We start from the raw sequence: 19,393 nt of genomic DNA on the forward strand, positions 1-19,393 counted from the left end.
ATAAAAAGCATGTTAAAAAAAGTTGCTCTTATTATTACAACTCTATTACTTTCTATTTCTTGTGCACCTCAAAAACAAGAAAAAATAAGCGCCCCACTAGATGCTATACTGACATCTGACGTTCCAAAAATAAAAAAGGTGATGGACAATTTAGAGCAACATGAAGTTCAAATACGATACACCCAAATTGACAGAAAAGACGACCAAGTGTATTTTACCGATTTTGATTTTCAAGTAGATTCAAGCAACTACTTTTACCCTGCTAGCACGGTGAAATTTCCGACTGCCGTAGTAGCACTTACCCGTTTAAACCAAATGGATTCCTTGAACCTCAACACTCGCTTTTACGTTGAAGGAGATTCTATTGAAACTACTTTCTCCGAAGTTATTTCACAAATATTTGCGGTTAGTGATAATGATGCCAATAACAGATTAATTGAATTTTTAGGCCAGGACACCATCAATTCGGTTTTAAAAAGAAAAGGTGTTGCGCCCGTTAGGATATGGCAGCGACTAGGAATTGATAATGACAATACCACTACAAAACCTCTAATAATTTATGAGAACGATAGCACCGTGCGTATGTTATCAAAGCACATAAGTTCATACCCAAAACCATTAGAGCTTAAAAATATACTGAAAGGAGAAGGCTTTTATGAAGAAGAAGACCTAATGGTTGAAGCCTTCGATTTCAGCATGAAGAACTACTACCCTATTGAAGCTCAGGACGCTCTTTTAAAACGAATAATGTTCCCTGAAAATTTCACTCCTGAAGAGCGTTTTCACCTTAGCAAAGAACAACGCGAAATTTTATTGAATGCGATGCATACTGTTCCCAGAAAAGTAGGTTATGATAAAAGTGAATACTATGATGGTTACTGTAAATTCTTCATGTACGGAGACACAAAAAGTAATATCCCAGATACTATTGAAATCTATAACAAAGTAGGCTTCGCCTATGGCACGTTAACTGACTGTGCTTATATTAAAGACACAAAAAACAACGTAGAGTTTATGGTTACCGCTACTTTATTGGTCAATGAAAACGGTATTTTTAATGATGACACGTATGAATACGAAGAAGTAGGCATTCCGTTTTTAGCCGAATTGGGGAGGCAACTCTATGATTTTGAGTTAAACCGAAAATAGTAGACCAGTAGACAATACTAAAAGTTTAATGTTAATTAAACTAAAAACTCTTCATTTCTTAGCTTAGCTCCCTCATACCTGTACCTCATATATAAGTAGAATTTCTATCAATAAATTATTTGATTTTCCGTTATCTAAGTTAGTTCTGTTGCTCAAATAGAAACTAGTGAGCCACAATAAAGGAATCTCAACATGCCCAACCACCAAGACCGAATAGATCAGCTAAACCAAAAGCTTGAGCTACTTCTTAGCAAACAAGAAGGATTCGCCAAAGAATTAATGGCGCTCTACAAAGAAATTGAAGCTGTAAAGAAACTTAGCCCAGATCAACTTGCTGCCAAAAAAGTCCTTCCTGAGTCTACCGTAGAAAAACCAGAAGCTCCTGAAATTCCAGATGCAGTTGTATCTACTGAAAGTAAACAGGAGGAAATTAAAAAAACTACGGAAGTTCCTATTGAACCTCCTACAGCAGAACCAGTAACACAGTCGGCAACACCTAAAAAAATACAAAAACCAAAGGCTAAATCTAATCTTGAAAAATTCATAGGTGAAAACCTAATTAATAAAATTGGTATTGCCATAACCGTTATTGGCGTGGCTATCGGTGCCAAATATTCTATTGAGAACGAATTGATCAGTCCGCTTACTCGCATTATTTTAGGATATCTTTCAGGTTTAGCTCTGTTAGGATTTGGTATAAAACTGAAAACCAAATATGAAAATTATAGCGCCGTTTTGGTGAGCGGAGCATTAGCCATTCTCTATTTTATCACTTTTGCAGCCTACAGTTTTTATGAATTGTTTCCACAATTAATGGCCTTTGCCCTGATGCTTGTTTTCACTGTTTTTGGGGTAGTTGCGGCATTAAACTATAACAAACAGGTTATTGCACATATTGGTCTTGTAGGTGCCTATGCCGTTCCATTTTTGTTGAGTAATAATTCAGGAAACGTATCTACCTTATTTGCCTATATGGCAATCATTAACGTAGGGATTCTCGTTATTTCATTCAAAAAATACTGGAAACCTTTATTTTATTCGGCATTTATATTTACCTATTTAATCTATGCTTCATGGATGATTTTCTCCTATAAAACATCGGAGCATTTTACGCTTGCCTTTATTTATCTAACCATATTCTTTGCCATTTTTTATGCAGCTTTTCTAGCTTATAAATTGATTAAGAAAGAACAATTCCTGAAAAGCGACATTGTATTACTCCTTTTAAATTCTTTTATTTTCTTTGGTTTAGGATATAATCTTTTAAGCGGTCATGAGACTGGAAAGGACTTATTGGGCGCCTTTACGTTGGCAAATGCCATTATCCATTTTGCGGTAAGCATTGTCTTGTTCAAGAAAAAACTAGCCGATAAAAATCTATTTCATTTAGTTGCGGGCTTAGTACTGGTATTTATAACTATTGCCGTACCTGTGCAGTTAGATGGGAATTGGGTTACTTTATTATGGACGTTACAAGCAGCTTTACTTTTTTATATAGGTCGCACTAAGGACGTTTCCTTTTACGAATATTTGTCGTACCCTCTTATGGTATTGGCACTTACAAGCCTTACCGAAGATTGGAGTATAGGCTATGAAAGCTACTATTCACACAATGATTTAAAATCCATATTGAATAGTTACTTTTTAACCTCTGTCTTATTTTTAGCTGCTTTTGGCTTCATTAATTGGATAAATCAGAAATTCAGGATTTCGTCACAAGAAAAACCTGCCCCTAAACTACCAGTGGTTATGTCTTTTGTGATTCCCATTATTTTACTACTTGTTTCTTATATGTCCATTTACTTAGAAATTGAGCTATACTGGAATAACTTATTTGCAGATTCAGAAGTAATTATAAAGCCCGACGATACCTACGACTATTCCGAGCACAATTACGATTTAAAAGATTTAGCTAGTATCTGGCTTTTTAACTTCACCTTTTTCTTTGTAGCCCTATTAGCTTTTGTAAACATCAAAAAGATAAAAAATAGAATTCTGGGTATTAGCACTCTAGTGACAGGTGTTGCCGTTAGTTTCCTTTTTCTAACTGCGGGACTCTATATTTTGAGTGAATTACGTGAAAGCTATATAGACCGTGAACTTTCTGAATACTATGAAATTGGCACAATGAATATTATTATTAGGTATGTTTCATTTGCATTTTTTGCTTTGCTATGGGTTGCACTCGTTAAACTATCCAAACGTGCATTTATGAATATGAACTTAAAAATTCCTATTGAAATCATAACGCACATTTCTATTCTATGGATTCTTAGCAGTGAATTATTAAATTGGATGGATCTAGCAGGTTCTGACCAATCTTATAAACTAGGTCTTAGCATACTGTGGGGTGTATATGCGCTACTGCTCATTGGCCTTGGCATATACAAACAACGAAAATACCTTCGGATTGGCGCTATTTCATTATTTGGCGTTACCCTTGCCAAGCTCTTTTTATATGACATAGCATCGCTTAATACCATTTCAAAAACTATTGTTTTTGTCTCTCTGGGTGTTCTGCTTCTTATAATCTCTTTTCTATACAACAAATACAAAAATGTTATTTCAGATGAAACTGAAAAATAAACTACTGATCTTCTTCGGATTATGGTCTTGCTCCATGGCTTTTGGTCAACTCTCTACGTATGAGTACAAGCAAGAATTAAAAGGTGTTTCCGAACAATGGCATACCGTACCCTTACCCAATCAGGTATTTAATGAAGCAAATGATGCCCTTTCGGACATTCGCATTTATGGCGTAACCGAAAAAGACACCCTTGAAGCGCCATATATTCTCAAAATAGCTTCTGAAAAGAATAGTACAAAAGAAACGGCATTTAAACTTTTGAATACCGCTTCCAATAAGGAAGGTTATTACTACACTTATGAAATTCCCACTACGGAACCCATAAACCAAATAAATCTTCAGTTTAACCAAACCAATTTTAATTGGCACATTGTTCTTGAAGGCAGTCAAACTCAAAACAAGTGGTTTCAAATACTGGATGAATATCGCATTCTCTCCATTAAAAATGAACAAACCAATTACAACTTTAGCACTTTAAACTTCCCTTTATCCAAGTACAGATACTATCGTTTACTTATTAAGAGCAAGGTAAAACCAGAATTAAACCAAGCAAAAATAAGCTTGGATGGTTCTGTGAACGCTTCGTATAACACCTACCCAACTACCTTTATGAATATTACTCAAAAAGGTAAAACCACGGTTGTAGATATTGATGTAAACCAAAGATTACCCATAAGTTTCTTAAAATTGAATGTATTGGACAAGGTAGATTATTACAGACCAATAACCCTTCAATATATATCAGACAGCATTCAAACAGAAAAAGGCCTAAAATACACCTACAGAAATCTTTACAGAGGCACACTATCCTCAATTGATACTATAGGTTTTAAATTTACCAGCACACTAGCACAAAAACTCAGAGTTATTGTTGAAAACAATGACAATCAAGCATTACAGATAGAATCCGCTACGGTAAAAGGGTACACCCATGAACTACTTATCCGTTTTGATAATGAGGCCTATTATTTTTTAGTTTATGGCAATAAAAATGCACAACGTCCTCAGTATGACATTCAACAAATAACATCTTCTATTCCTGAAAATGCACCTTCTCTAGATTTGGGTGATGCTCAAGAAATTTCAAAGCCGAAAAAGAATGTGGAAAAACCATTATTTGAAAGCAAGACTTGGCTTTGGCTCGTAATGGGTATTGTAGTTGTAGTTTTGGGCTGGTTTACTTTACGAATGATGGCAAAAAGGTAAATTTATAATACCGAATTTGCACACGCATTAATCTTAAATATTTCTTTTTAGTATACCAATCTAGAATCCCGTAAATTTGCATTCTTAAAATATAGAAGCGTGCAAGAACCCAAGCAGACCCGAATTAACAAATACCTAAGTGAAGTTGGCTATTGTTCACGCCGCGCGGCTGATAAACTAATTGATCAAGGCCGTGTAACTATAAACGGAAAGGTGCCAGAAATGGGCACGAAAATTACTGATGGTGATGAAGTTCATGTAGATGGTAAATTAATTTCCGAACCAAAAGATAAACCTGTCTATCTAGCTTTTAACAAACCTATTGGCATTGTCTGCACGACTGACACGAGAGTTGAAAAAGACAATATTATTGATTACATCAATTATCCAAAACGGATTTTTCCAATTGGCAGACTGGATAAACCCAGTGAGGGCCTTATTTTCCTTACCAATGACGGCGATATTGTCAACAAAATTCTACGTGCTCGCAACCATCACGAAAAGGAATATTTAGTTACTGTTGACCACGCTATTACTTCAGATTTTATAGAGCGTATGCAAAATGGCGTTCCTATTCTAGATACCGTGACTCGCAAATGTAAAGTGGAGCAAATAGGTAAATATGAATTCAAAATAATACTAACACAAGGTCTGAATAGACAGATCAGACGCATGTGCGAATATCTTAACTACAATGTGGAACGATTAAAACGGATACGTATAATGAACATTACATTAGACATTCCCGTTGGGAAATGGCGAGACTTGACCAATGCTGAACTAGAGGAAATAAACAGACTCGTATCTTCTTCATCAAAAACACACTCCTAATTGGGTTTATTTTACTGTATAGCAACCTAAAAACGGCAAAGAACCTTATCCCAAAATCAATCTATGAAAGTCTTATTCTAGGCGTAAATACTATAATTTCAGTAGTCTACTGAATCAAAACTCCATTTATAATATAAATTAGTTTATTGACTCTTATTCCACTAAAAATCACTAACTTAGAGATAACGACGAAAAAATCGTGCCTTTAAAAGATAACGTCATGATACAAAAACACAAAAAGAACACTCAAAAATTCATGGTCTCGGCATTTTTTATAATGTTATTGGGCATGGTAGCAGGCACTCAAGATGCTTCTGCTTTCTTTCAAGATAATACACAGCAAGAAATAGAATACACGCTATATAAAGGCGAGGTTCAAGATTCAAAATCTAAGAAACCTTTAGTATTCGCTTCTCTGGCTATAGAAGAATCTAACATTAGTACAATTACAAATGCAGAAGGAGAATTTTCCCTAAAAATCCCTAATGATATGGGTGATGCAAATGTCATTGTGTCCTTTTTAGGCTACAGTACAAAGACTATCCCCTTAGCTCAACTCGATAAAGAGAAGAGCAAAATTATGATGGATATTTCGGTTACAGCGTTACCTGAGGTAAATATTGAAGTTCCTAAAGATGCCGAAGCTCTAGTACGTGATGTACTCAAAAAGAAAGGAGAAAATTATTTTGATGACCCTACCTTAATGACAGCATTTTATAGGGAAACCATTAAGAAACGCAGAAAAAATGTATCCCTTTCAGAGGCCGTGGTAAACATTTACAAAACACCCTATAGTTCTTTCAAAAAAGACGGTGTAAAATTATACAAGGCCAGAAAAAGCACGGATTATGATAAGTTGGATACTGTAGCACTAAAACTACAGGGAGGACCTTTCAATGCGCTTTTTGTGGATATCATGAAGTATCCCGAATACATTTTCTCACAAGAAACTCTGGATCATTATATCTTTAAATTTGATCATTCTACACGAGTTAATGACAAATTAGTTTATGTCATTAGTTTTGAGCAAAATTCACAAGTTATAGATCCATTATACAAAGGAAAACTCTATATAGATGCCGAAAATAAAATTCTTACGAGTGCCATCTACAGTCTTAATATTACAGATAAAGATTTGGCAGCACGGCTATTTGTTAGAAGGAAACCTAGAAACGCCCAAGTATGGCCAACCGATGTAGCCTACCGAGTAGATTACCGCGAAAAAAATGGGAAATGGTATTACTCTTATAGCAATGTTCTCCTAGAGTTTAAGATAAATTGGGATAAACGACTATTCAATTCTATTTATAGTATGACCTGTGAAATGGCTGTCACCGACTGGAAGAAAAACATGGCCACCGAGTTTCCAAAAGCAAAGGATAGAATTAAAACCTCTATTATTCTAAGTGATGAAGCTATCGGATTTGCCGACCCTGATTTTTGGGGCCAATACAATATTATTGAACCAGAGAAGTCTATTGAATCCGCTATAAAGAAAATTCAACGTCAACTGCGAAGGGCAAATTCTGATGGGGGAACTTCTATTCCTTAGAATGAATAAAAAAAACAAAGTATACAAAATCGGTCAAATGATCGATTTTTTTTATGATTCTGTTTAAATTCATACTCAAATAAAACGTATGACCAACAGAAGAAAGTTTATAGGAGCAGCATTGAGCGGAACGGCTGCAACCTTGTTGCCAAATCTTGGCATAGCAAACAGCAACCTTAACTTAGAGAACACCTTGATTAAACCTAAACGGTTGAAAAAGGGAGACACTATTGGGCTAATCGCTCCTGGTTACGCCATTAAGTCCTCCATTTTGGAAGAAGCTAAAAAGACGCTAAGGTCAATGGGTTTCAAGCCTTATTATACCAATAGAATTATAGGTAACTACGGCTACTTAAGTAATACCGATGAAGAACGGGCCAAAGACCTAAATGAAATGTTTGCTAATCCAAAAATTGACGGTATTCTTTGTGCTCGTGGTGGATACGGTTGTACCCGAATTATGCAAATGATAGATTATGAGAACATCAAACAGAACCCTAAAACATTTATTGGCTTTAGTGATATTACTGCACTACTAAACGGTATTCATCAGGAAACTGGACTAGTAACCTTTCATGGACCAGTTGGTAGCACTTTAAATGACCCGTACAGCATCAGACAATTAGAAAAGGTAGTCATGTTCCCAAAACAACAATTAGAAATACAAAACGTTGATCTTCTAAAACCTGAATTTACCACCAACCCAGAATTTGAACGCTATACAATTACTCCGGGCACAGCTACTGGAAAAATTGTGGGAGGTAGCCTTACCCTGATCAATGCATTAATTGGCACGCCACATGAAATAGATTTCACAAATGCCATTGTTTGTATTGAAGATGTAGAAGAAGCACCATACCGTATAGACCGCATGCTTACCCAATTGATAGAAGGAAAAACTTTTAAAAAGGCCGCAGGCATTCTAATTGGTGTTTGTGCCGGCTGCAACGATTCTACCAACCCTGATTCCTTTTCGTTAAAAGAGGTGATTCTAGATAGAATTAAACCCTTAGGAATTCCTGCCGCTTACGGTATGAGTTTTGGGCATGTAGAGAACAACTTTACATTTCCTATTGGTACTAAAGCTTCTATGAATGCCACTACAATGAAATTTCAACTTCTGGAGAAAGCAGTTTTATAATTAAATTATCAGTAAAAAACAAGGCAGACAAGAAATGCCAATGTAGCTTTCTAGCCTGCCCTATGTCTATAAAATTAATGTTTATGCTTAATTCGCTACCTCACTAATGAATTTCAGTCGGTATAAGCGTAGCTCTTCGTCTTCATAATCCCCATCAAACTCTTTCATGGCTTCTTCGAGGTCATCGGTTTCGGCTTCTAAGAAATAATCATGGATTTCTTCTTGTTGATCCTCATCAAGCACTTCATCAATCCAGTAATCTAAATTCAGCTTTGTCCCGCTAAAAACAATCTGTTCCATTTCCTTAATTAGCTGAGGAATCTCAATTCCTTTTGCTGATGCAATATCACTTAATGGCAGTTTGCGGTCAACATTTTGTATAATGTATAATTTAAGAGCAGAGTTTGCACCAGTACTTTTTACTACAAGATCATCTGGCCTAATAATCTCATTCTCTTCAACATAACTTGCTATAAATGCAATAAAAGGTTTTCCATATTTTTTGGCTTTTCCTTCACCTACACCATAAATAGTGGTAAGTTCTTCTTGAGTTACAGGATATTTCATTGCCATATCTTCCAACGATGGATCTTGAAAAACTACAAATGGAGGCACTCCAAGCTTATCCGCTTGACTTTTACGCAAATTCTTAAGTTGTTTCAACAGCTTTTCATCAGAAACTCCTGCTTTTGCCGCACTTACAATAGCATCGTTCCCCTCTTTGGTATACGTATGATCCACCGTCATCATAAAAGACTCAGGCGACTTTAAATACGCTTTACCCTCATCTGTTACACACAATATTCCATACTGCTCTATCTCCTTTTTTAGAAGACCGGCAACTAGCGTCTGGCGTATTAATGCCATCCAGTACTCTTTATCTTTATCCTTACCTATTCCAAACTCCTCTTTTTCATCTGATTTATGAGATGTAATCAAGGCATTCACCTTTCCTAAAAGGGTTCGTACAACTTCTTTAGATTTAAACTTTTCATGAGTAGCCTTCACTACTTTTATAAGCTTAATTACATTTTCTCTAGCCTCTTGTTTCTCTTTTGGATTTCTGGTATTATCATCCATATCTGCTCCATCACCATTCACATCATCAAACTCTTCTCCAAAATAATGAAGCATGAATTTTCTACGTGACATAGATGTTTCTGCATAGGCTACAACCTCCTGCAACAAAGCATTACCAATTTCTTGTTCAGCAACCGGTTTATTAGACATGAATTTTTCCAGCTTCTCTATATCCTTGTACGCGTAGAACGCTAAACAATGCCCTTCACCATCATCTCTACCTGCCCTACCCGTTTCTTGATAGTAACTCTCAATACTTTTAGGTATATCATGATGAATCACAAAACGAACATCCGGCTTATCTATACCCATCCCAAAAGCAATAGTAGCAACAACTACATCTACATCTTCCATCAAGAACATATCTTGATATTTTGAACGGGTTTTTGCGTCAAAACCTGCGTGATAAGGTACAGCACTAACTCCGTTTACCTGAAGCACTTGTGCCAATTCTTCCACACGCTTTCTGCTCAAACAATATATAATTCCGGATTTTCCTGTATTTTTCTTTACGAAACGGATAATATCAGAATCAACATTGGCTGTTTTAGGACGTACCTCATAAAAAAGGTTGGGTCTATTGAAAGACGCTTTAAACGTGGTGGCATCAGTTATGCCTAAATTTTTAATAATATCTTCTTGAACCTTTGGAGTAGCGGTAGCAGTAAGTGCAATTATCGCAATATTTTCATTTAATCTATTGACAATATTCCTTAAATTTCTATACTCTGGTCTAAAATCATGGCCCCATTCAGAAATACAATGTGCCTCATCTACAGCTACAAAAGACAGCTCTACAGATTGAAGAAATTCAATATACTCCTCTTTGGTCAATGATTCCGGTGCAACGTACAAAAGCTTTGTAATACCATCTCTGATATCTTGTTTAACCTGCCTAACCTCCGTTTTTGTTAATGAAGAATTGAGTACGTGGGCAATACCAAACTGATCGGAAATACCTCTTATAGCATCTACCTGATTTTTCATTAATGCTATTAAAGGCGAAACCACAATGGCCGTACCTTCTTTCATTAATGCCGGAAGTTGGTAACAAAGTGATTTACCTCCACCCGTAGGCATTATAGCAAAAGTGTTGTTTCCTTCTAAAAGGCTCGTAACAACACCCTCCTGCAAACCCTTAAATTCAGAAAAACCGAAATGTTTTTTTAACGAAGCATGCAAATCAGTTTTTTTCAAAACATTTTTATCTTTTGCCATCTTTCGTAAAAAACTTTAGGTAATTGTATCTTAATTGTTGAAATATCATACTTTTCGTTACGGGGGACTCTAATTTAGTCAAAATATATTTAAGGGTATTAAATTAGCTATACGTCAAGATTATGTAATTTTGTAATCTTAAATATAAAACAAAGTTTTAGAAACCATTCCGGTTTTGGAATAGTTTTATTCAAAACGAACGTATTTGTCGATTACCAGCACATAATCATAACAGAATTTTAACCTTTTTCATAGTTTGAACAATAGCAAAGCTATTCTTGCGACAGCCAAGAAAACGATAGAAACAGAAAGTGCATCTATATATAATTTGAGCACTCTATTAAACGAAGAATTTTCGGATGCAGTAAATTGTATTCTTGAGTCTAAAGGAAGGGTTATTGTTTCCGGCATAGGCAAAAGTGCTATAATTGCCTCTAAAATTACCGCAACATTAAACTCTACGGGAACACCGGCCATCTTTATGCATGCCGGTGATGCCATTCACGGAGACCTTGGAACCATTCAAGAAGATGATGTGGTGGTCTGCATTTCAAAAAGTGGTAGTACCCCGGAAATAAAAATGTTAATACCCCTTGTAAAAAGAGGAACCAACAAACTTATAGCCATGACCGGCAATACCGAATCTTATTTGGCCAAAGAAGCAGATTTTATAATAAATACTTACGTAGAAAAAGAAGCTTGCCCAAACAACTTAGCGCCCACCACCAGTACCACTGCCCAACTTGTTATGGGAGATGCGCTTGCCATCTGTTTGCTTCAACTAAAAGGGTTCAGCAGTAAGGATTTTGCTAAATATCACCCCGGCGGCTCTTTAGGAAAACGTTTGTACCTAAGGGTTTCGGATATTGTAGGAACCAATCAAAAGCCACAAGTACATATTGATGCGGAGGTTAAAAAAGTAATTGTAGAAATTTCCGAAAAAATGCTTGGCGTAACCGCGGTTACCCAGAACGAGGAAATAGTAGGTATTGTAACGGACGGTGATATTAGACGCATGCTCAACAAGTACGATAATATTAGTGGCCTAACGGCAAAAGATATAATGAGTAAAAACCCAAAGACTATATCCGTAGATGTTCTTGCCATAGAAGCCTTGGAGCTCATGCAAGAAAAGGGTATCTCACAATTATTGGGTGTAGATGGTAAAAAATATATGGGTGTTGTACATTTGCACAACTTGATCAACGAAGGTATATTATAATGGCGAAGGAAAATACGAAGTCCCCCGATGAAATGTCGTTTTTAGACCACTTAGAAGAACTAAGATGGCATTTAATACGATCGGTCTTAGCAGTAATCATACTAGCTACAGTGGCATTTGTAATGAGTGGTTTTATTTTTGACACTGTCATCTTTGGACCCTCTAAAATGGATTTCCCAACATACCGGTTATTTTGTGAAATTGCCACCTACTTGGATTTTGATTCTGCCTTTTGTGCCGACAAACTTCCGTTTACTATACAGAGTCGTACAATGGGCGGGCAATTTTCTGCCGATATCTGGACAGCTATATGGGTGGGCTTTATTGTAGGCTTCCCCTATGTTCTCTATGAGCTATGGAAGTTTATTAGCCCAGGACTTCACCCCAATGAAAGAAGGCATTCAAAAGGTTTTATTTTTATTGCCTCGTTTCTCTTTTTCATGGGTGTCCTTTTTGGATACTATGTGGTTGCCCCACTATCTATCAACTTCTTGGGCACCTACCAAGTAAGTGAAATAGTTTTAAATGAATTTGACCTTGACTCCTATATCAGTACCGTTAGAACGGCAGTGATTGCCTGTGGAGTTCTTTTTGAGCTGCCTATAATTATATACTTTTTGACAAAAGTGGGCGTGGTGACTCCCGAAATACTTAAAAAATACAGGAAAATTGCCTTGGTGGTCGTTTTAATACTCTCTGCGGTAATCACTCCACCAGATGTAACCAGCCAGATTATTGTAGCGGTACCGGTAATCTTTTTATACCAAGTAAGTATCTATATATCAAAAGTGGTGTTGAAAAAAGAGGCTAAACGCGAGAAAAAAGCAAGAGAAAAAGGGTTAAAGAAAACGTAAACGCAAGGCTATTTCAAAAGTTTCCCGTTTCTTTAATTTTTGATGGTCAACAAAATAGACCCTCAAAACAAAAAATACGAAATTGCTAAGATGAAGTTAAGAGCTGAAAATATAATGAAGGCCTACCGCGGCCGAAAAGTAGTTAAGGGTATTTCCTTGGAAGTAAACCAAGGGGAAATCATAGGGCTACTTGGTCCCAATGGTGCCGGAAAGACCACTTCTTTCTATATGATCGTTGGCTTGGTAAAGCCAAATGGAGGCAATATTTATTTGGATGGAACGGATATTACCAACTTCCCCATGTACAAAAGAGCCCAAAACGGCATTGGGTATCTAGCACAGGAAGCTTCTGTTTTTAGAAAGCTAAGTATAGAAAAAAACATTCTTAGTGTACTTCAACTTACCAAACTCAGCAAAAAGGAACAGCTGATGAAAATGGAATCTCTCATAGAAGAGTTTAGCTTAGGACACATTCGTAAAAGCCGTGGAGATTTACTTTCCGGTGGCGAGCGTAGACGTACAGAAATAGCACGTGCGTTGGCTACCGACCCTAAGTTTATTTTATTGGACGAGCCTTTTGCCGGTGTTGACCCTGTTGCCGTTGAAGACATTCAACGTATTGTAGCTCAACTTAAAGACAAGAACATTGGCATTCTTATCACTGACCACAACGTTCAAGAGACTTTAGCTATTACAGAAAGGTCTTACCTTATGTTTGAAGGTGGCATCTTAAAATCAGGGCTTCCTGAAGATTTAGCTGCAGACGAAATGGTCCGTAAAGTGTATTTAGGTCAAAACTTTGAGCTTCGTAAAAAGAAGCTGGACTTCTAAAAATCAGCTTTTCTCGCTCAAATTAGAAACTAAAGATGCGCCCACGTAAAAAACGATAATTACGGGCACGGCCAATACGCGCAATGTCAGCAAAAGAACGGCACTAATGATTATAAAGATATATCGCACCGCATTATCTTTAAAACTCCATGTTTTGAACTTTAAGGCAAATAATGGAATATTAGCATTTAGTAAGTACGTACTTAAAATCGTCATAAAGACCAAAAACCACGTATTAAGAATTATTCCGTTTAGCGTATCATTGTCATGATACTGTAAAATCAATGCTAAAGAAAGAATCAACAAAGCATTTGCCGGTGTTGGTAGACCTACAAAAGAAGACACTTGGTTTTCATCTATATTAAATTTTGCAAGTCGATAGGCCGAGCCTAGGGTGATTAAAAACCCGAACAAGGGAATATAATCCATCAAACTCATAAAAGAATATGCCGAACCACCTTCTGACCAACTGCCAAAATTAGCCATATTCAACAATTGAAACATTACAATTCCAGGTACAAGCCCACTTGTAATCATATCCGCAAGAGAATCCAATTGCACCCCTAACTCACTTTGAACGTTCAAAACCCGCGCCGCCAATCCATCAAAAAAATCAAAGAAAATTCCTAAAAAAACGTATAATGCTGCCATTTCCAACTGGTTAGACGCCGCAAAAACCGTAGCTACACATCCACAGAAAACATTTAATAAGGTGATAAGATTAGGAATATATTTTTTCATGAAATCATTTGCTTTGGGGTAAAAATAACACAATTTAACATCAATCATGTTAGACCATTATTTATTCGGATATTTGCGCAACCAAATTCAGTAAAAACAGAAATGGAATTGAAAAAATTACTCTTCATATTACTTTTCAGCTTTTCGGTTTTGGGCGCTGCCCAAGCACCTGAATTGACTCCCTTATCCAAAATAAGCGTGATTACCTGTGGCCCTGGTAGCGAACTGTACTCAACCTTTGGACATAGTGCCATCCGGATTGAAGATTCTAGCCTAGGTATTAACGCTATTTACAATTATGGTACGTTTGATTTTACCACGCCTAATTTTTACATGAAATTTACCCGTGGAAAATTGGATTACACACTTGCCAGACAAAGTTTTCCCTATTTTTTAAAAGAATATAAGTATGAAAATCGTTGGGTAAAAAGCCAAAAACTGGAGTTAACACTGATCGAACGCCAAGAGCTTTTCAATTTTCTTGAAAATAATTACCTTCCGGAAAACAGGGATTATAAATACGATTTTTTCTATAACAACTGTGCCACAAAAATATGGGACATACTTAAAGAGGTTTATGGTGATAAACTCATTTTTGATAAAAATTACCTGAACGAATTGTATACGCACCGGCAACTGATACGCCAAAAGGTTAAAATAAATTCATGGTCCGGTTTTGGTATAGACCTAGCGCTGGGTTCGGTAATAGACGATGTTGCCACCGCCAAAGAACATATGTTCTTACCGGATTATATTCTAGAACAGCTAAACGTAGCCAAACTAAATGGTAAACCTTTAGTAGCACAGTCCAAGGCGTTACTTAAACAGGCGCCTAAAGAATCTAGTTCCAACTTTTTTCTTTCTCCAGAACTCTGGTTAATTGTATTCCTGATTGTAGTATTAACTTTAACTTATTTTGATTTCAAGAATAATACCCGAAGAAGGTGGCTGGATTTTACCCTGTTTTTCTCCACCGGACTTATAGGTCTGCTTATCATTTTTCTTTGGTTTTTTACGGACCATAGTGCCACTGCCGGTAATTTTAATTTCTTGTGGGCATTTCCGCCAAACCTAATTATAGCTTTTGTAGTTGCTCAAAAGAGAGGTCCCAATTGGATTGCCAAATACGCTATTTTCCTAGCCGGGTTGATTATTATCTCGGGACTTTTATGGATGTTGGGTGTACAGCTTTTTTCCCCTTTGATATTGGCTATTTGGGCAGCCCTTATCGCACGGTATTTATTTTTATTCTGGTCTTATCACAAGCCAAAAATCGCATAATTGCATGAACTTACTTACAGTTGAAAATATTTCAAAATCATATGGCGAGCGTGTCTTGTTCAGTGATCTTTCCTTTGGTATCAATAAAGGCCAGAAAATTGCTTTGATAGCTAAAAACGGAACAGGAAAAACATCCATCTTAAATATAATGTCCGGTTTGGATAGTCCAGATTCCGGTCAAGTGAATTACCGAAAAGGTATTCGTGTTTCATTTTTGGACCAAGAACCAGATTTTAATCCTGATTTAACGGTAGAGCAGACTATTTTTGCATCGGACAATGAAATACTTCAGGTGATAAATGCCTACGAAAAGGCATTGCACAATACAGAAGATGCAGATGCGTACCAAACTGCTTTTGAAGCAATGGATCGTTTTGATGCTTGGGATTTTGAAACACTCTACAAACAAATCCTTTATAAGTTAAAATTAGATGATTTAAATGCTAAGGTAGGTTTACTTTCTGGTGGACAGAAAAAGCGTTTATCATTGGCCAATGCCATCATAAATAAACCGGATTTATTAGTTCTTGATGAACCTACCAACCACTTAGATCTTGAAATGATAGAGTGGCTAGAGGAATACTTTGCCAAAGAGAATATTAGTCTCTTTATGGTAACGCACGACCGCTACTTCTTAGAAAGAGTATGTAATGAAATTATAGAACTGGAAAACGGCCAACTTTACCCCTATAAAGGCAATTACTCATATTACCTAGATAAAAGAGAGGCCCGTATTGAGCAAGAATCTGTTGAACAACATAAATCCGAACGTCTTTTTAAAAAAGAATTGGAATGGATGCGAAAGCAACCTAAAGCACGTACCACTAAATCAAAATCACGAATAGATGATTTTAGTGCCATAAAAGAAAAAGCTAGCCAACGCAGGAATGACCACGAGGTTCAGCTAGAAATTAATATGGAGCGTGTGGGCAGTAAGATTCTTGAACTTCACAAACTTGTAAAATCATATCCCGGAAAACCTATTTTAGATAAGTTTGATTATACGTTCACTAAAGGAGAACGCATAGGAATTATAGGTAAAAACGGAACAGGCAAATCCACATTTTTGAATATTGTAACCGGATCGGACCAACCGGATGCTGGAAAGGTCATTGTGGGCGATACCATTAAATTTGGTTATTACACCCAAAAAGGAATCAATATAAAAGAAGGTCAAAAGGTTATTGATGTTATCCGCGAATTTGGAGATTTCATCCCTCTTATGAAAGGACGCCAAATTTCTGCACAACAGCTATTGGAGCGCTTTCTTTTTGACAGAAAAAAACAGTATGATTTTGTAGATAAATTAAGTGGTGGAGAAAGAAAACGATTGTATTTATGTACAATTCTTATTCAAAACCCTAATTTTTTAATTCTTGATGAACCTACCAACGATTTGGATATTGTTACGCTAAATGTTCTTGAAAGCTTCCTTTTAGACTTTCCTGGGTGTTTAATTGTGGTTTCTCACGACCGGTATTTCATGGATAAAATTGTAGATCACCTATTTATCTTTAGAGGGAACGCCGTTATAGAAGATTTTCCTGGAAACTATTCTGATTTCAGAATATACGAAGACAGTAAAGTGCTGGAAAGCAGGGAAGAGAAGGCCAATACAAAAGAAGTAACGGCAACTAAGTCCGAGCAGAAGCAGAGCAATCCTAAGACTAAACTACCGTATTTAGAACAGAAAGAATATAATAATTTAGAGAAGGACATTAAAAAACTAGAAACAAAAAAAGTTACCGTCCAGAACAAATTTGCTGATAGTTCATTAAGTGGTGAAGATATAGATAAGCTTTCCATAGATTTAAAAGAAATCAACGAAGCTATTGACGCTAAGACAGAACGTTGGTTTGAACTTTCTGCGCAAATGGAGGGGTAATTCCGCCAAAAATAGTTCTACGTGCAAAAGTTACGAAAACGTCTAAAATTCTTATCTAAATCAACCAATCAACATGGGGTGCACTCTCCTTTTATATATAGCTACGTCACAAAATGCCTATATTCCCAACAGAAATACAAGAACCCTAAAAGCTTAAATATTCTTTTGAAAAGTATTGCTTATTTTGAAGCAAAGCGAATCATGCTTCCAGATAGTGAAATTGGCTTAAGAGAAATAATCCTTAGAAACTTTCCCAATACTGAATTTGTAACGGCAGCAGCAGATATTATTTTTCTTCCTAAAGATGCAATCAAGCAAGCAAAAAAAATTATCTCTGAAGAGAAAAATCTCAACAACAATACTATGCTTTTAATAGATGGTATCTACCTGTCTGATCAAAATGAAGCTATTTGGAAAACTTTAAAACAAAATCCCAAAGTAACCGTAACGGTTGATATGTTTTATTGCGGAGCTATTTTCGTTCGAAGGGAACAAGTAAAAGAGCATTTTAAAATTCGGATTTAAACGCTAATTTTAGATTAAATTGCAATCATGTACAACAATACTATTTATTATATTCTAGGGGCTCTTGCTATCATATACATTTTAATATCAATGAACAATCGTAGGCAATCCAAAGATCGAAAATCCCGCAAGTTCATGGATACTTACGAGCGTAAAGAATCGATTAAAAAAGAGAACAACCAAGAAGAGTAATCATTTATAATTACTTCCACCAAGTAAACCCTTAAAAATGAAGATATACACCAAAACAGGTGATAAAGGCACTACCGCCCTAATAGGCGGCACAAGGGTTAAAAAGCACCATGTTCGCATAGAATGTTATGGCACCGTAGACGAGCTTAATTCTTGGATAGGCCTTATTAGGGATCAAGAAATAGATAGTAGATCAAAAGAAACGTTGACTAAAGTTCAAGAAAAACTATTTGTTGTAGGCGCAATTTTAGCTACCGACCCTGAAAAAGCGACGCTTAAAAACGGAAAAAAACGCCTCAACATTTCAGAAATAACAGCGAAAGACATTGAGTTATTGGAAAAAAAAATAGATGTAATGGATGCTGCTTTGCCCCAAATGACACACTTTATTCTTCCTGGCGGTCATACCACAGTGTCATACTGTCATATTTCCAGAACGGTTTGCCGAAGAGCAGAACGTATGAGTACACTCCTGTATGAAAATGAACCTTTTAACGAGAATGTATTGTTATTTTTAAACAGACTCTCCGACTATTTATTTGTATTGGCACGTATATTGTCAAAAAACTTACAAGCGGAAGAAATAAAATGGATTCCAGAGAATACAGAAAAGGACAAATAAAGGACGATTGTAAAATATTTGTTTCAGTTTAATTTGCTATTCTCTAATAATTTGTTTAATTCTTCGTTATCAAACTATTAATACAAAAATAATGATGATAAAATAGCCTCATTTCCTTGGCTATGTGTATATAAAAATTATTTTTGCAAAAATTTAAATTGAATAACTGAAATGTATTGGACATTAGAACTAGCATCATATTTAAGTGATGCACCCTGGCCCGCAACAAAAGACGAATTGATAGATTACTCAATCCGTACAGGTGCGCCCCTTGAGGTGGTCGAGAACCTTCAGTCTATGGAAGAAGAAGGCGGTGAGATTTACGAATCCATCGAAGAAATCTGGCCAGACTACCCTACAGAAGAAGATTATCTCTGGAACGAGGACGAATATTAGAAATATTACGTTAATTGAAACAAAAAAGTCTCTATCGAGGCTTTTTTTTTATGTAATTTTGGCAGGCATTTAGGTAAAAT

At 36.2% G+C, this 19,393-nt stretch carries 17 protein-coding genes; 15 read left to right on the plus strand and 2 right to left on the minus strand.

The window, feature by feature from the left end; genetic code table 11:
- The first annotated feature begins 9 nt into the window (after positions 1 to 9).
- The 6 genes from IWC72_RS00355 (at position 10) to IWC72_RS00380 (ending at position 8,466) form a co-directional block, all read left to right on the plus strand.
- A complete protein-coding gene (locus IWC72_RS00355) occupies positions 10 to 1,149 on the plus strand; it encodes a serine hydrolase (RefSeq protein WP_194528458.1) in 1,140 nt (379 codons plus the stop codon).
- A 192-nt stretch (positions 1,150 to 1,341) separates the two neighbouring features.
- Positions 1,342 to 3,735, plus strand: a complete 2,394-nt coding sequence (locus tag IWC72_RS00360; RefSeq protein WP_194528459.1) for a DUF2339 domain-containing protein — start codon at positions 1,342 to 1,344, stop codon at positions 3,733 to 3,735.
- On the plus strand, positions 3,719 to 4,942 hold the full coding sequence (locus IWC72_RS00365) for a DUF3999 family protein (RefSeq protein WP_194528460.1): 1,224 nt from the start codon (positions 3,719 to 3,721) through the stop codon (positions 4,940 to 4,942). Before IWC72_RS00360 ends, IWC72_RS00365 begins: the two co-directional genes overlap by 17 nt.
- A 99-nt stretch (positions 4,943 to 5,041) precedes the next feature.
- Positions 5,042 to 5,773 carry a 23S rRNA pseudouridine(2604) synthase RluF gene (gene rluF, locus IWC72_RS00370; RefSeq protein WP_194524289.1) on the plus strand — a complete coding sequence of 244 codons (732 nt, stop codon included), beginning with the start codon at positions 5,042 to 5,044 and terminating at the stop codon, positions 5,771 to 5,773.
- A 220-nt stretch (positions 5,774 to 5,993) separates the two neighbouring features.
- A complete protein-coding gene (locus IWC72_RS00375) occupies positions 5,994 to 7,325 on the plus strand; it encodes a carboxypeptidase-like regulatory domain-containing protein (RefSeq protein ID WP_226979454.1) in 1,332 nt (443 codons plus the stop codon).
- A gap of 88 nt (positions 7,326 to 7,413) precedes the next feature.
- The gene (locus tag IWC72_RS00380; protein WP_194528461.1) at positions 7,414 to 8,466 is read left to right on the plus strand and encodes a S66 peptidase family protein; all 1,053 of its coding nucleotides are present in this window, start codon (positions 7,414 to 7,416) and stop codon (positions 8,464 to 8,466) included.
- Positions 8,467 to 8,553: 87 nt separating this feature from the next.
- Here the strand turns inward: IWC72_RS00380 and recQ are convergent, their stop codons facing one another.
- A complete protein-coding gene (recQ, locus tag IWC72_RS00385; protein ID WP_194528462.1) occupies positions 8,554 to 10,764 on the minus strand; it encodes a DNA helicase RecQ in 2,211 nt (736 codons plus the stop codon).
- Between the two features lie 256 nt (positions 10,765 to 11,020).
- Here recQ and IWC72_RS00390 point away from each other — a divergent pair, with 256 nt between their 5' ends.
- The 3 genes from IWC72_RS00390 (at position 11,021) to lptB (ending at position 13,671) form a co-directional block, all read left to right on the plus strand.
- Positions 11,021 to 11,986 (plus strand): KpsF/GutQ family sugar-phosphate isomerase, encoded by a 966-nt coding sequence (locus IWC72_RS00390; RefSeq protein WP_194528463.1) that lies wholly within the window; start codon positions 11,021 to 11,023, stop codon positions 11,984 to 11,986.
- Positions 11,986 to 12,840, plus strand: a complete 855-nt coding sequence (tatC, locus tag IWC72_RS00395; protein WP_194524293.1) for a twin-arginine translocase subunit TatC — start codon at positions 11,986 to 11,988, stop codon at positions 12,838 to 12,840. The genes IWC72_RS00390 and tatC overlap by 1 nt, the downstream gene beginning before the upstream one ends.
- 90 nt (positions 12,841 to 12,930) lie before the next feature.
- Entirely contained in the window at positions 12,931 to 13,671 is a 741-nt protein-coding gene (gene lptB / locus IWC72_RS00400; RefSeq protein ID WP_194528464.1) for an LPS export ABC transporter ATP-binding protein, read from the plus strand.
- Positions 13,672 to 13,674: 3 nt separating this feature from the next.
- On the opposite strand, the gene IWC72_RS00405 is transcribed toward lptB, so the two are convergent.
- Positions 13,675 to 14,412: a CDP-alcohol phosphatidyltransferase family protein gene (locus tag IWC72_RS00405; RefSeq protein WP_194528465.1), complete on the minus strand. Its 738-nt coding sequence runs from the start codon at positions 14,410 to 14,412 to the stop codon at positions 13,675 to 13,677.
- Positions 14,413 to 14,514: 102 nt separating this feature from the next.
- Between IWC72_RS00405 and IWC72_RS00410 the strand changes: the two genes are divergently transcribed.
- From IWC72_RS00410 to IWC72_RS00435, 6 genes are all read left to right on the plus strand, one after another.
- Positions 14,515 to 15,693 (plus strand): Lnb N-terminal periplasmic domain-containing protein, encoded by a 1,179-nt coding sequence (locus tag IWC72_RS00410; protein WP_194528466.1) that lies wholly within the window; start codon positions 14,515 to 14,517, stop codon positions 15,691 to 15,693.
- 4 nt (positions 15,694 to 15,697) lie between these two features.
- Positions 15,698 to 17,578 (plus strand): ABC-F family ATP-binding cassette domain-containing protein, encoded by a 1,881-nt coding sequence (locus IWC72_RS00415; RefSeq protein ID WP_194528467.1) that lies wholly within the window; start codon positions 15,698 to 15,700, stop codon positions 17,576 to 17,578.
- Positions 17,579 to 17,743: 165 nt separating this feature from the next.
- Positions 17,744 to 18,103, plus strand: coding sequence for a hypothetical protein (locus IWC72_RS00420; RefSeq protein WP_194524298.1), 360 nt, complete (start codon positions 17,744 to 17,746; stop codon positions 18,101 to 18,103).
- Between the two features lie 27 nt (positions 18,104 to 18,130).
- Positions 18,131 to 18,295 carry a hypothetical protein gene (locus tag IWC72_RS00425; RefSeq protein WP_194524299.1) on the plus strand — a complete coding sequence of 55 codons (165 nt, stop codon included), beginning with the start codon at positions 18,131 to 18,133 and terminating at the stop codon, positions 18,293 to 18,295.
- Between the two features lie 37 nt (positions 18,296 to 18,332).
- Complete coding sequence (locus tag IWC72_RS00430; protein ID WP_194528468.1) at positions 18,333 to 18,917, plus strand: cob(I)yrinic acid a,c-diamide adenosyltransferase; 585 nt, start codon at positions 18,333 to 18,335, stop codon at positions 18,915 to 18,917.
- Between the two features lie 171 nt (positions 18,918 to 19,088).
- A complete protein-coding gene (locus IWC72_RS00435; RefSeq protein WP_013994285.1) occupies positions 19,089 to 19,313 on the plus strand; it encodes a DUF2795 domain-containing protein in 225 nt (74 codons plus the stop codon).
- Positions 19,314 to 19,393: the final 80 nt, after the last annotated feature.

It is taken from the genome of Zobellia roscoffensis, from assembly GCF_015330165.1.
In the GTDB taxonomy this organism is placed as follows: Bacteria; Bacteroidota; Bacteroidia; order Flavobacteriales; family Flavobacteriaceae; genus Zobellia; species Zobellia roscoffensis.

Bases quoted from the DNA above. Each gene is read 5' to 3' on its own strand.
- IWC72_RS00355 (WP_194528458.1), top strand. From the start codon at position 10: ATGTTAAAAAAAGTTGCTCTTATTATTACAACTCTATTACTTTCTATT.
- IWC72_RS00360 (WP_194528459.1), top strand. From the start codon at position 1,342: ATGCCCAACCACCAAGACCGAATAGATCAGCTAAACCAAAAGCTTGAG.
- IWC72_RS00365 (WP_194528460.1), top strand. From the start codon at position 3,719: ATGAAACTGAAAAATAAACTACTGATCTTCTTCGGATTATGGTCTTGC.
- IWC72_RS00375 (WP_226979454.1), top strand. From the start codon at position 5,994: ATGATACAAAAACACAAAAAGAACACTCAAAAATTCATGGTCTCGGCA.
- IWC72_RS00380 (WP_194528461.1), top strand. From the start codon at position 7,414: ATGACCAACAGAAGAAAGTTTATAGGAGCAGCATTGAGCGGAACGGCT.
- recQ (WP_194528462.1), bottom strand. From the start codon at position 10,764: ATGGCAAAAGATAAAAATGTTTTGAAAAAAACTGATTTGCATGCTTCG.
- tatC (WP_194524293.1), top strand. From the start codon at position 11,986: ATGGCGAAGGAAAATACGAAGTCCCCCGATGAAATGTCGTTTTTAGAC.
- lptB (WP_194528464.1), top strand. From the start codon at position 12,931: ATGAAGTTAAGAGCTGAAAATATAATGAAGGCCTACCGCGGCCGAAAA.
- IWC72_RS00405 (WP_194528465.1), bottom strand. From the start codon at position 14,412: ATGAAAAAATATATTCCTAATCTTATCACCTTATTAAATGTTTTCTGT.
- IWC72_RS00410 (WP_194528466.1), top strand. From the start codon at position 14,515: ATGGAATTGAAAAAATTACTCTTCATATTACTTTTCAGCTTTTCGGTT.
- IWC72_RS00415 (WP_194528467.1), top strand. From the start codon at position 15,698: ATGAACTTACTTACAGTTGAAAATATTTCAAAATCATATGGCGAGCGT.
- IWC72_RS00425 (WP_194524299.1), top strand. From the start codon at position 18,131: ATGTACAACAATACTATTTATTATATTCTAGGGGCTCTTGCTATCATA.
- IWC72_RS00430 (WP_194528468.1), top strand. From the start codon at position 18,333: ATGAAGATATACACCAAAACAGGTGATAAAGGCACTACCGCCCTAATA.
- IWC72_RS00435 (WP_013994285.1), top strand. From the start codon at position 19,089: ATGTATTGGACATTAGAACTAGCATCATATTTAAGTGATGCACCCTGG.